Here is a 12,551-nt window from a genome sequence, read left to right on the forward strand (position 1 = left end):
CTGGCTACCAACACCGCTTGCGAGGGGACTCTGTCCCCTTCGATCCCCTTGAGTTTAGCGTTAAAATTTAATATTAAATTGGGAAGGTTCCATAAACGGAGGTGAAATCATGGCACGGACAAGGCGGCGAAAAAATCAAATACTATTTCGCTTGAACGATCAAGAAAAAAAGATTTTTTTAGGCAGAGTAAAACGTTCAGAATTAACCCAACAGGAGTATATCCGCCGAGCGGTTTTGAATAAAAAAATAAATGTTTTTGAAGGACTTTCTGAAGTGATTTTGCAGCAAAAACGTATCGGCAACAATCTAAACCAGCTCGCCTATAACAGCAACGTTGGACTTCCAGTTGACAGGGCAGCGCTTGAGGCATTACAGAAAGAGGAGAAACAGGTATGGCAATTATTAAAGCAGTTGCAAGTCACGGAGGCCTGAATCAAATGGTGGATTATGTCCTCCAAGATGAAAAAATAAAAGGAAAATATGTCTCTGGTATTAATTGTAACCCAGCAACCGCAGCGGAAGAAATGCAGGTGACAAAAAAATACTATCACAAAGAAAACGGCGTCCAGTATTACCATTATATTCAATCTTTCCCAGTAGACGAAAGGATCACACCGTGGAAAGCCAACCAGATTGCCAGAGAACTGGCTGAACATATTTTTCGAGGGTATGAAATTTTAATTGCAACCCATGCCGATCAGGCGCATCTTCACAGCCATATTCTTGTGAATTCTGTCAGCCTGGAAACGGGACTAAAGTTACAGTTTGGCCCGCCGGATTTAAAGAACATGAAAGCGACAAGTGATCAGCTCTGCCTTGAAAATGGCCTCAGCATTTGTGAAAAAAACGAGGCGGTGACCACCTATCGGCTGTCAAAGTATAAACAGCTTGAAAAAGCTGATGCAGGAAAAGGAAAAAGCTACCTGATGGACTGCGCTAACACTGTGATGAACGCATTGGAAACGGCAGCGACCCGGGAAGAATTCATGAACCTGATGCTGCACGCCGGATATGAAACCCTCTGGAAAGACACCCGCAAAGCCATCACTTTTATCTGTCCAAACGGAAAGAAGGTGCGCAACACCAATTTAGAAAAAACTTTTAAACTGCCTGTAGGAAAGGAGGCGATGGAACATGCAATTCAAACGAACGCCGAACAGCATCGGCAGCTCGCCCGTGCCTTTATCATTGAACCAGCTGCTGGAGCAGGCCAAACAGACCATCGAGCGTCTAGCATCGGAGAATCAGGAGCTGAAGCAAGAGAATCAACAATTGATTTCGACAAATTCAAAACTGAACTCGGAGATCTGCGAGCGGAATCAGATAATCGGCGAACAAAAACAGCTGTTACAAGAACAGAACTTGCAGCTGGTCGAAGACGGGAAACTGATCGACGAACTGAAGCCCCTGGCCTTGAGCGTGTCGGGTATGGAGGCGAAGATCGAGAAAGAGAAGAAGTCGCGGATGAGTGCCATCAAGAGAGCGGAATCAGCCGAGGCTTCTCTCGATGAAAGCCGGCGCATTACACTGAAAAAACAGAAAGAGGCCGAGGAAGAAAGGAAAAAAGCCCAAAGAGAAGCGGAAAGCTATCAAAAGGCCCAGAAACTTTTAACGAGCGGCTTTTCAGCAGCGGCCATCATCTGCGCGGTCTGGGTGATTCGTGAGCTGTCCCAAAATAGGAGTGTTCTGGCCGAAATGGGCGGGTGGTTCGTCAGCCGCTGGGAAAATATCCTGTGGATCCTGGCCACAGTAAAATCTTTTTTCTTTATCGTCAAAAATGGTTTAGTGCAGCACATAAATGACCGGGCAGCTGCTTTATTGACGATTTGCGTCTTTCTCCTGATATTGGGATTGTTGCTGTTTTTGGCGATTATTGGCATTAAAAAAGGGCTTGAAACCATCCGGACCCTTTTGGGCTGCTATGACGAAAACGGTGGTTTGAAAGCGGTTTTAAGCGTGGCTTTCAGCCTTGCAGCATTACTTATCTGTATTTATCTGCCCGAAACCGTCCGCATGAAGCTTCCCGTCAATATCTTTACCGTCTGGCTTATTTTGTCTCTGATATCAACCGTTTTGGTCAATTTAAAAGAAATCATGAAAGCCTGGAAGGGCGATAGGAGATACTATTAGATGAAAAATGAAGTTTTACCCCCAAAGAGCAGCGATTTGATGCAGACCATTTTATCTTATGTATGGAATGATGCCGACTTGTTTAAAAGCACATTTAAAACGCCAGAACCGGCCATTGAACATGTGCTTTATGATGGGGTAACCGTTCTTGGCGGCGCGCCTAAATCTGGGAAAAGCATCCTTGTTGAGCAGATGGCCTATGCCATCGCAACCGGAACAGACTTGTTTGGCTGCCGTGCCCGGCAGAAGGAAGTGCTCTATCTGAATCTTGAGAGTGACCCAGCCAATGCGCTTGGCCGCCGGAAAGCCATGCAGCTGCCAGAGACCGGACATATCAATTATTATTTTAACAATGATGTGGATCTCAATTCCATCGGCAGCGTAGCCGAAAAAGCGGCTGCCAAAGACCTTGGCCTTATTATCATTGACACCCTCCAGAAAGTGCGGGGCTGCAATAAATCTGCCGATGAGTATTCGTACCAGGATGCCGTCCGGGACATTGATATTCTTCAACATATCTCTAAAAATATCAATGTGCCCATTCTGGTTGTCCATCATACGAAAAAGGACAGCAACGATCTTTTAGGCAGCCAGGGAATTTTTGCCACAGTCTCCAGCAAGCTGATCATGCTCAAGGAAGAAACGGCGAAAACAGGGCAGCTTTCCATTGTATCACGCTTTCACCCGTCCCATGTGATTGATCTAAAATTCAACGAAAATCCGCTCAGATGGGAATTGGATGAAGAAGATCACGGAGAGATTACCATTGATCCGATTATCTCAGCGATCATGGCTTTTTTAGCAAAACAGAAAAAGAAAGCTTGGGAAGGTTCCATGAATGAGTTATGGCAAGCCGCAGGACTAGCATCTTATGCTGCTGACCCAACAAGATTGAGTCGTCATTTATCCAATCATCTAGAGGACTTCGACCGCAACGGAATCATAATAAAGAAAAAGAGAACAAAAAACAAACGTCTTATTAGTCTTATGTGGAAAAACTTTTAAAACATGCAGTTATAGCGTCACCTTTATAGGATGCTGATTCTAGCGTCACCAGCGTCACCCCTGCTGTCAAAACCGCTAAAAACCTGACTTTCAAGGGTGACGCTAGAGGTGACGCTAAGGGTGACGCTAGCCTAAAAGGTGTAGCTACAGCGTCATCTTAAAAAGTTAAAAACTTTAATTTTAAAAAAGGAGTCCTACAAATGAAGAAAAAACATCATCACTACTTGACCATTAAAAATATTGAAGTGGCAGAGCTTTATAAACAGTATCTGGCTGATTTCAAAGATGAAGATATCACGTTTAAAGAATACCTTGCAGCACTATACGTTCATATTCTCGAAAACATCTGTATACTGCTTGGAACAATAAAATGATTAATAACTGGAGGTTTAAAATGATCAACTCAATGTCTGGATTTACAATTATCACACCAAAAGAAGCAGCACAGGAGCTAAGAATCAGTATAAGAAAAATGTATGAAATAATAAAAACTGATCCCGAATTTCCCGCAGTTCCCAACGGCCGAAAATGGCTTATCATTAAGGATGAAATACCGGAATGGTTAGAGAAAAAGCTGATTGCCAGATCAAATGCACTTGTAAGCGACCAAAAGACAATGCTAAAATAAAAACGTAAGGAAAGGTCTTTTTAAGGAGGAAAGACAAAAATGCAAGAATACAGAAAAAGAACGGTAACCGCCCCGAACGGTGAAAAATACATCTATTATTATTACAAATATCATGACATTTATGGAAGACGGCGTGAAATCACTGCAAAATCCATTGAAATCTTGAATAAAAAGCGAAAAGAAATTGAAGCTCAACTAGCTTCAGGTGTGAACCTCAGTGAAAAAACGCTTGCCGACTATTGTGAAATCTATTTGCGAACAGTCCATTTTAATACAGTTAAGGAAAAAACGAAAGAACGCTATTTATCAATCCTCAACAACCATCTGCGCAGAACGCCCCTAGGTGAAATGAAAATGTGCGATTTAACCCTTGATACTGTCCAAAGCTATTATAATACACTGTCAGCCATAAATGCCAAGACACTTCATAAAATTGTCAACCCAACTCTGCGCTATGCCGGAGTAAAAAAGGAAATTAATTTTATGATTGTCCCAAAGATCTTCACACTTCCACAGGAAGATTCAGCAGAAAAACAGAGAAAAGCATCCCGAAACACCGCAAGACCGCTTTCACGGGCAGAACATATAGCTTTCAAGGATGCCATTGCAAACCACAAATACGGCTGTCTTTTCCGGACAGCGCTCGATACTGGAATGCGTCAGGGTGAGCTTTTCGCCTTAACCTGGGCCGATATTGACTTCCAAAATCGCCGTATTACGATTAATAAATCTGGCGGTATCACAAAGGGGGATCAGAAAAAAAGCCGGTGGATCGTGGGCCTTCCCAAAAATGGCCAAACCAGAATAAACAGATTGCCAGAAGTTCTGCATACTATTTTAAATGAGCATCGAGACAAACAGAAAAAAGAGCTGGCCAAACTTGGAATCATTCAAACACCGCAAACGCTGGTGTTCTGCACACCGCTCGGCACACATCTTGATTCCTCAAACGTCCTTGCTGCATTAAAAAAGGTCTATATTTCTTTAGGTATCAGTTCAGAAAAAACATTTCATGATCTTCGACATACCTATGCAACCCGTCAATTCGAGGCTGGCGCGGAGCCGCTGGTGATATCAAAACTCCTCGGGCACTCCGATCTATCCGTTACTTTAAAAACCTATATTCATATTTTAAATTCCCTGAAAGACGCCACCGCAGACAAAACCGACAGTTTTTACGCCTCCATTGCTGATGAAACTGGCGAAAATCTGGCGAAAAACGTCATTTCCATGCATTAAAAAAGAGACCCGGAGGTCCCTATCTAAGCGAAATTTCTGGTGATCCCGATTGGGCTTGAACCAACGACCTCTACCCAATAGTTTGCTTATTTTTTGGGAATCTAAAAAGCTTGGAAAAGTGTTTGAATTCGCGGTCTTCAAGAGAAACAGCAGGATAATCTCGAGAAACAAATATTAAAAATTTGCAGGACAATTTTCGGGCACAAAAACAAAAAGCTCCCGGTCTTTGGATCAGGAGCTTTCAAAGGAAAAGTATTGGGGGGGGGAGATTAATTCTGTTATTCTGTCAAGTAAGAGGTATGATTGTTCGATAATATTTATACCCGGCAATAAAAATTTAAAACAAAAAATAAAGCCGTCCTGAAGGCGGCCCTTTATTATTTAATCGCCAACGCTATCCCGTGGCCACAGCTGCACATGTACAAATTGGCTGGAATAATACCGGATCACGCCTGGGATTCCAACGGCTAATGCTGCGTTTGCCACTTCATCCACTGAATGGCCGGAGCAATACAAGTCGCAGGCATCTCCGTCCATATGCAGGCTGTCTGGAACGCCGCCGTCCTTTGTGTTCTGGTATGCACAGCGGAAACCAGAGGTAATGGTCACTGGATCGCCCAGGTAGTCCCGAAGCTTCTGGATCAGGACTTTTAATTCTGGTTTAATGTCCCCGCCGCACCCGCACTCGCACTTAAACTCATCGGGTCCGAAGTTTGGCAGATCGGTCGCATCTATAACAGGCTGGGCCTCTACATCCATCAGATGAAGGAATACTTCCCGGCCTGCGATCCGATCCACACACAGGCCATTGTCCCCCTGGTAGCTTTCCACGCAGTTCCCCAGGCCGCCGCCAAAGACTCCCGGACACTCGACACCGCCCGGATCATACCCCTTAAGCAGCAGTAGAATTTCCAGAGCGGTGACCATGTACTGGGTTTCGCCTTCCCGGACGTTGTGGCTGCCAAAGGCGGTATTGCTGGCGCTGCCCCAGGTGCCATCCACCTCCAGGCCTGCGCCGTAATCCAGGTTCATGGCGTGCTGGACCAGGCGAACGCCCTGTTTTTGTGTTTCGGCACCTCTCAGGCCGTCTGCTGCGATCTTGTTTTCAACAAAGTTATTGCTGTGTTCCTGTCCTAATCGGATTAATTCATTACTCATTTTTTATTTTCCTCCTTGTTTTCATCTTCGATAATTTCCAATAATTCATATAATTTCTTTGTTGCAAGCCCCTTTATGGCCGTTTTAAGGTTATCGGCAGCCACTGCCGGGGCGGTAAAGCTATTGTTTTTCCAATAGCACCAGAATACGGATATAAGCGTCAGTGCGCCTGTTATAAAATCGTTGATGGCTTCATTTTCGATTGGAATAATCGGATAACCGGCCATTGTGCAAAACTGGTTTATTAAGGTTAAAACCAAAATAAACAGGCGGGCCAATGGCTTGGCGTATCGGCTTAAATTTTCTGGGTTTATTTTCATTTTTTCTCCTCTCTATGGATTCATCCGGCTTTTTGTTTTGTGGGCCTGCTCGGCCAAAAACTCGTTAATCTCGTCGATGGATTCGTCCACGTTTCCATTGTTCCTTTTCCCGGATACGGCTTCAAGACAAGAGCGCATAGAACGCATGAGAATATAGCGTTCCACGGCGCTCACGTCGATGTCGTGCTGCTGCTTGCGCTGCCAGCTCTCCACGTCCCCGATCCGGTCGTTTAATACCTCGATCTGCTTGTCCTGCTGCTCGTCTGGGTGGATAAGCTTGTTATACAGCCATTGCCGTGCTGGTTTATAGAAAAACATAAAGCAAGCACCTATCCCCATCACCCACCCGGCATACTGCGAAAGTATTTCGATTGTCATTTTTCCTGTTGTCCTCCTGAAATTTGCATACTAAAAGGGCCTCCCGGCCCTGTTCTGTCCACCTATAACACCTCTTTTCTATGCAACGCTTAACCGCTGCTCCAGCTGCCAAATTTTGCTTTTAAGCTCACCTATTTCGCGCTGTAAATGTTCGATTTTGGCATCGCGCAGGTCGTTTTCCTGAATGATTTCTTTGGTTGCCTGCCAGTTTATCCCGGCCATTGAATACAGATTAATCGCGATATTATCATGGTCGGTTACCTGTTCGGGGGTTTCCCGTTCGATAATGAAACCATAATTTTTATTAACAATGCCTCGTTCAAGATCTGTTTTAAGGTTGTATTCATAAATCCTACTATGACGCATGATTGAGAGAACTCCCGTATATTCACGAATATTTGTCTTGTATCTTTCTTGTGAAACAGAAGAAAAATTTGAAGCCCTTACCTCTGTCCATCCACTGTTTCCATAATTATTAATTGACACCCCGCTGTTGCAGCATATATGCAGATTGTTTGAATTTCGGATAAAGAAATCACTTGTTCCAACATTATACAGATCACAGGCAGCCCCGATATGCATAATACTGGAATGGTCATTCATAAAAATATTTCGGAACATTCGGACTTCATCATTATTTGCCCTTAGGAGTAACGTATTGGAAGTTTTTGTCCCCAAAGAAATATAACCGTCTGACCTCAGTAACAGGTTTCCGATACAGTTAAAGTTCCCATATCCAGGTGTGTTCATTATTATATACTCTGATGCATTGCAAGAGATTTTTGTTCCATTTTGTACGTAAAGGGAATCTTCAATGTGCAGCCCTTTTGTCCAGCCGCTTACATCTTCTTTTGCATAGAGCATACCTACCGCAGCAGATCCCGGCGTTGCACTGTTCTCAAAAGACCATGAAAAATATTTTCCTTCGTTGGACGTGTAAAACCGGATTCCTTTATTACTAGTATTTGTGCCCATATATGTCGCACCCATATTCGATATAAAGGTACCGTTGGTATCATAAAAATTCACAGCGCTGTTTGTCATGGAAGCTCTCAGTTTTCCGGCGCTGTCATAGTTGTAGAAATCGCCGCGCTGCTGTAAATTCCCGTTGGTGTCTGCCCATAACACATTGGTGCCCGCATTGTTTTGAATCCGCAGGCCGCCGCCCTTAATGGTCAGCCCGGTATTGTCCATTGTAAATTTTGTGGTGGTAAACTTGGTGCCGCCGTTAATCCCGGTGGTGATGGTCGTAATCAGGCTGGTGGCCGTTAATTTCTGTTCGGCTGTCGATACCCTTGTTTCAATTAAGCCCTGGCTATTTTCTGCATCCATGATAAACGGGTGCGCAAAATACATTGTGCTTGATGTCCCGCTGTTGTAGTAATTCAAAAACCGGATGCGTACATACTTTGTTGTGGGGTGCATCACCGCACAGAGTGACACATTTTTTCCAGCTGGCAGCTTTGCCCGGTCGATGTTGCTGGCCATTAAATAGCCCTCTAAATTCAGCCACCCGCCAATGACGGCGCTGGTAGCATAATAGTAAAAGTTGGTATTCAGCGTTGTGGATGTTCCGGTGTACACGCCTACTGCCTGTTTACTGGCGTTGTAGCAGGTAATCCCAAAATAGATTTGTCCTGTCGCTGCTGGCTTATTGATGGTAAGGCCCAGCTTATAAGACTTATTGGCATCCACTTCGTAAAAATCAGAATAGATTTCTACGTTTCCGCTGGTCGTAACAGCGCCGACCCAATTATAGGTGCTGTTAGTCTGTAGCTTAACCCCGTTAAGGCCGGATGCGTTGGCCGCCGGTGACCAGCCGGTTAAATTTCCGGTTCTGGAAAAGTTATTAAACTGCTTAACCGCGCTGTTATTAAATTCTGTCTTGGTGGTGTAGGTCTGACTGACACTCAAGGTTATCTGGTTGGCTTTCTGGTCGATAGCGCTGTTCATGGCCGTGGTGGTGCTGTAGTTGGCAAGGACATAGTTCTTTACCGTATCGGCCTTATTCTGCGCCCCCGCGGTGTCTTCTACCTGCTTCCATGCGCTCCACGCACTGTCGGACGTCCCAATGCGTTCAAAGGTGCCGTCGCTGCTTTTAAACACTTGTGTCGGATACCCGCCTGATTTATCCCCCCATGAAATGTGGGTGGTCAAAGTGCCGTAGGTCGCGCCACCCGGCGCACCCAGTATTGAGCGGTTTTTAAACTCTGTCGCAGTTTGCCGCGGATAATTGGCAAAATACCACGATGGCGGCTGGTTGGTGTTTCGGGTGTCTGGTATATTCTTTGTCTGGTAGGTGCTGGATACGGTCGTCTTAAACCCATCCAGATTCGTTTCCATAGCGGTAATCCGATTGCTAAGGGTATTGACGGTGCTGCCGTCAGCTTTGCTGTTTACCGCGGTCTGTAAACTGCTGACCGTTGTGGAAAAGCCGTTAAGGGTCTGCTGGAAAGTGGCCTGCTGGGTTTTTACCTCGGTGATCTGGCCTTGCGCATCTTCTGGCGCGGGTGTCCAGTCGGTCGGCTTTGTTCCCTTTTCAAATTTCAAACTGCTGTTTTGGAATAACAGTCCTCTTTCTGTCCCATTTGCAGACCAACATATAACAATATAATATTTTCCAGCTTTTGGTACGTTTAAAACTGTTTTTTGACGGGTGTATGCTGTGGTGCTAATGGAATATGTTTGTGCGTCATAGTATTCTGTTAACTGCTCATTATAAAGAGCCATCGAACCGCCTGCCTGACCGATGCCTTTACCAATAAATGAGAGCAAATATTTCCCACCTTCTTCTAAAGTAATGGAAAATCTGATTCCCGGGGTACTGCTCCCTTGGCTGGAAACTACCTTTAAGACATCTTTTTCCCCTTCCTTTATGATGCTTAGCGCAACACTTTGATTCGGTAAAAAACCTGTTGTCCCTTCCAAAAACGCGGTGTTTAAAATGTAGTTCCGCCCGCCAATGGACAGGTTATTTAAGTCGTTGGTCAAGTTGGCAATGGTGGTCTGCTGGTTTCCGATGGTGGTCTGGATGCCGCCCACGGTGGCCACAGTCTTGTTATATTCGTCTTTGAGCTTAACGGTCTGGCCGTCTTTTATGATGGTCGTATCCTGAATAAGCGTGTCGATTTTGCCGTTGATGGCATTGATCTGGGTGGTGTGGGTTTCGGTGGTGCTTTTGGCCGTTTCTGCGGTGGTTTTAAGGGTGTTAAAGGCCAGGTTGAGGGTTTGGCCGCTGCTGTCCATTTTAATCACGGTGCTGTCAATTTTCGTGGTATTGCCGTTAATACTGGTGATTAAGCTTACAATGTCGATCTTGGTGCCTGCGATCCCGGCGTTGTCGGCCACCATGTCATTTCTTATAATGCCGGATTTTATTCCGGGGGCGTGCAGCCCGGCCGCGTCAAACATTAATGCGCCGTTTGCGTCCCATACATACATGGAATAATCCCCGGCGGCATCTTTGCCGATCTGTACCCGCACGCGGCTGGCGTCCTTGATCTGGATGGTGTTATCTTTGATGGCCATACGGCCGTCGGCTCCCTGTACGGTGACCAGACTGGTATTTAAAATACCCGTGGTGATCTTCCCGGCCTCGACACTGCCGATCATGGCGTTGGTGATGAAGCCGTTACGGATGGTCAGGCTATCTGAGGTGATCCCGCCTGCCTGAATGTTCACAGATGTCAGATTCCCATTAACCAGCGTCTTGATGTCGGCCACGTCTGAAACAAGGGTGTCCACGTAGCCTACTTTGATCTCAGCTACCTCTACCCGGGCCGTTAAGGCGTTGAGGTCTAAAATGGTGGCTTTCCCGGCCAGCAGTTCCTCGATCTTGGCCGTATTGATAATGGCCTCGGTGGCTTTCAGGGTGGTGGTCTCCAGCTCGCCAATTCGGGCTTTTACCGCGTTGAGCTCCTGGGCGTAAATGTTTTGAACATGAATGGTGATCGCGTCCAGATCAAGGGCCGATGGGGAAATGGTGCCATCGTCGGCGGTGATGTTATTAACCGTACTGTTGACCTCGTTCTGCTCCTGCTGGAGTTCCTCGAAGGAGGCGGTGCGGTTGGCAAACTCACATGTATTCTTTTCGGGTTCGTCGGGATATTCCACTATCTTGACAATCCGCTGCTTTTCTTTGGTGCCGGTGGTGCTGTCCACCAGCTCCACGGTATCCCCCAGGCCATAGTCTAAAATCCTGTAGGTTTTTGGACGGGCTTTTGCAAGGTCGAGAATATCCCCAGAGTAGGCCACCACGGGCTTGCTGAGTTCGTTAAGCTTTGCTTCGGCGTCCTCCTTGAGGCTTTCGGCCACCGTATAGCGTTCGTCTTTCCAGTAGATTTCCAGGTTCTTGTCACTGTACTGGTGGTTTTCCACGTAGTTCTTGCCGCCGTTGATGTCTGCGAAGGTCAGGCCGTCCTTGCCCTCGGCGCGGATACGGGTACAAAAATCGTAGCTGGTGCTTTGGATGGCCAGGCGTTTGAGGTTCAGGTTGTCGGTAAAATAGGCTCCCTTATCCTGTCCCCGCTTTTCGGCAATGTGTATTTTCTTTTCCAGGCTGTCAAACCAGATGTCACAGTTGTAGGTTTTCCGGGCCTGGCTGATGATCTCCCAGGTGCTGCACCCGGTTTTCCGGATGGTCCGCCGTTTGGTGACCGTGCAGCTGCCAATGGTCCACCCGGTTCCGGCAATGGCCAGTGTCAGGCTGTCGTCTATTTTCTGCTCCACGCTCTCAAACTTCGGCCAGCATTGTCCCTGGAGGGTTTCCACGTTCAGGACGGCCTTGACGCTCACCCAGGCGTTGCTGCTATCGGGCAGCACCTCCTTGATCACAAACTCATCGGTTTCGGTCCTTAAATAGGCCTCATTGACCAGCCCGGCGGCCTGGTTAAGGGGATATGAAAAAGAGAGCGTTTTATCGCCCGTGGATAAAACGCTCTCGATCTGGGCGGCTCCCCCGACGGCCAGCCCAGCCACCTTTTCGTGGCTCCTGTTATAGAGCTGTAAAAACATCGGCTCCAGCTCCTTTCATTCTCTTTACTCCGGTTCGCCAGTTAACATGATCTGGAGACCATACAGGTCGTTCCCGGTAAGATCTTCGCGGCTTGCGATGTCCTTAAATTCGATTAAGCGGAAGTTGACGGTTACTTTTTCGTCCAGAAGCTGGTCCAGCTCTTCCAGGTATTCCTGCATCCTGCCGTCCTGGATGGCCGCATTGCCCTGGGGATCCTGGATAATCTGTCCCTTATCATCCCGCTTGGCGTATTTCTTGCCCAGGGCGGCCTTGGTTTCGGCGTAGTCCTGGTATTCGGCCTTAAGCACCTTTAAATTCTTCCCGATGGCAAAAGCTACGCGGACCGGATAGGTCTTTTCCGCAGCGGCCTGTAAGGCGTTGGTGATGTCAATTAATTCTCTGTTGGTTAATTCCATTATGCTTGTCCTCCGTTATTGTCCGCTCCGGTTAAAAGGGCGGTGATTTTTGTTAAAAACTCGACGGTTTCGGCGTTTACGGTGTCGGCATTTGCCTTAATCGCTTCCTGGTTTAATTCGTACGTGTTATAGGTCAGACCGCCTGTATCGGTTATTTTGGCTTCCCGGTTCATGATCTGAACGGCTCCGGTATTTTTTCCCAGTTCCACTTCGGTTGCTCCGGTTAATTCGATGGTTCTTTTTTCGTTTATTTTCAGCATTT

Annotated in this window: 13 protein-coding genes; 7 read left to right on the plus strand and 6 right to left on the minus strand. The window is 46.5% G+C overall.

The window, feature by feature from the left end; translation table 11 throughout:
* Nucleotides 1–109: 109 nt before the first annotated feature.
* The 7 genes from mobC (at nt 110) to I2B62_RS17440 (ending at nt 5,003) form a co-directional block, all read left to right on the plus strand.
* A complete protein-coding gene (mobC, locus tag I2B62_RS17410) occupies nt 110–433 on the plus strand; it encodes a plasmid mobilization relaxosome protein MobC (RefSeq protein WP_195270309.1) in 324 nt (107 codons plus the stop codon).
* Nucleotides 394–1,512: a relaxase/mobilization nuclease domain-containing protein gene (locus tag I2B62_RS17415; RefSeq protein ID WP_195270310.1), complete on the plus strand. Its 1,119-nt coding sequence runs from the start codon at nt 394–396 to the stop codon at nt 1,510–1,512. Before mobC ends, I2B62_RS17415 begins: the two co-directional genes overlap by 40 nt.
* Nucleotides 1,466–2,131 carry a hypothetical protein gene (locus I2B62_RS17420; protein ID WP_195270311.1) on the plus strand — a complete coding sequence of 222 codons (666 nt, stop codon included), beginning with the start codon at nt 1,466–1,468 and terminating at the stop codon, nt 2,129–2,131. Before I2B62_RS17415 ends, I2B62_RS17420 begins: the two co-directional genes overlap by 47 nt.
* Nucleotides 2,132–3,136, plus strand: coding sequence for an AAA family ATPase (locus tag I2B62_RS17425; protein ID WP_195270312.1), 1,005 nt, complete (start codon nt 2,132–2,134; stop codon nt 3,134–3,136). It abuts the gene before it with no gap.
* A 200-nt stretch (nt 3,137–3,336) separates the two neighbouring features.
* Nucleotides 3,337–3,510 carry a hypothetical protein gene (locus tag I2B62_RS17430; protein WP_195270313.1) on the plus strand — a complete coding sequence of 58 codons (174 nt, stop codon included), beginning with the start codon at nt 3,337–3,339 and terminating at the stop codon, nt 3,508–3,510.
* 20 nt (nt 3,511–3,530) lie between these two features.
* The gene (locus I2B62_RS17435; protein ID WP_195270314.1) at nt 3,531–3,764 is read left to right on the plus strand and encodes a helix-turn-helix domain-containing protein; all 234 of its coding nucleotides are present in this window, start codon (nt 3,531–3,533) and stop codon (nt 3,762–3,764) included.
* A 39-nt stretch (nt 3,765–3,803) separates the two neighbouring features.
* A complete protein-coding gene (locus I2B62_RS17440; RefSeq protein WP_195270315.1) occupies nt 3,804–5,003 on the plus strand; it encodes a site-specific integrase in 1,200 nt (399 codons plus the stop codon).
* 381 nt (nt 5,004–5,384) lie between these two features.
* Here the strand turns inward: I2B62_RS17440 and I2B62_RS17445 are convergent, their stop codons facing one another.
* From I2B62_RS17445 to I2B62_RS17470, 6 genes are all read right to left on the minus strand, one after another.
* On the minus strand, nt 5,385–6,161 hold the full coding sequence (locus tag I2B62_RS17445) for a D-Ala-D-Ala carboxypeptidase family metallohydrolase (protein WP_195270316.1): 777 nt from the start codon (nt 6,159–6,161) through the stop codon (nt 5,385–5,387).
* Nucleotides 6,158–6,481: an SPP1 phage holin family protein gene (locus I2B62_RS17450; RefSeq protein WP_195270317.1), complete on the minus strand. Its 324-nt coding sequence runs from the start codon at nt 6,479–6,481 to the stop codon at nt 6,158–6,160. The genes I2B62_RS17445 and I2B62_RS17450 overlap by 4 nt, the downstream gene beginning before the upstream one ends.
* Nucleotides 6,482–6,493: 12 nt before the next feature.
* Complete coding sequence (locus tag I2B62_RS17455) at nt 6,494–6,859, minus strand: hypothetical protein (protein ID WP_195270318.1); 366 nt, start codon at nt 6,857–6,859, stop codon at nt 6,494–6,496.
* 78 nt (nt 6,860–6,937) lie between these two features.
* A complete protein-coding gene (locus tag I2B62_RS17460; RefSeq protein ID WP_195270319.1) occupies nt 6,938–11,872 on the minus strand; it encodes a phage tail spike protein in 4,935 nt (1,644 codons plus the stop codon).
* A 24-nt stretch (nt 11,873–11,896) separates the two neighbouring features.
* Nucleotides 11,897–12,289: a hypothetical protein gene (locus I2B62_RS17465; RefSeq protein ID WP_195270320.1), complete on the minus strand. Its 393-nt coding sequence runs from the start codon at nt 12,287–12,289 to the stop codon at nt 11,897–11,899.
* On the minus strand, nt 12,289–12,549 hold the full coding sequence (locus tag I2B62_RS17470) for a hypothetical protein (protein ID WP_195270321.1): 261 nt from the start codon (nt 12,547–12,549) through the stop codon (nt 12,289–12,291). The genes I2B62_RS17465 and I2B62_RS17470 overlap by 1 nt, the downstream gene beginning before the upstream one ends.
* Between the last annotated feature and the right edge of the window lie 2 nt (nt 12,550–12,551).

This window comes from Eubacterium sp. 1001713B170207_170306_E7 (assembly GCF_015547515.1).
Lineage (GTDB): Bacteria > Bacillota > Clostridia > Eubacteriales > Eubacteriaceae > Eubacterium.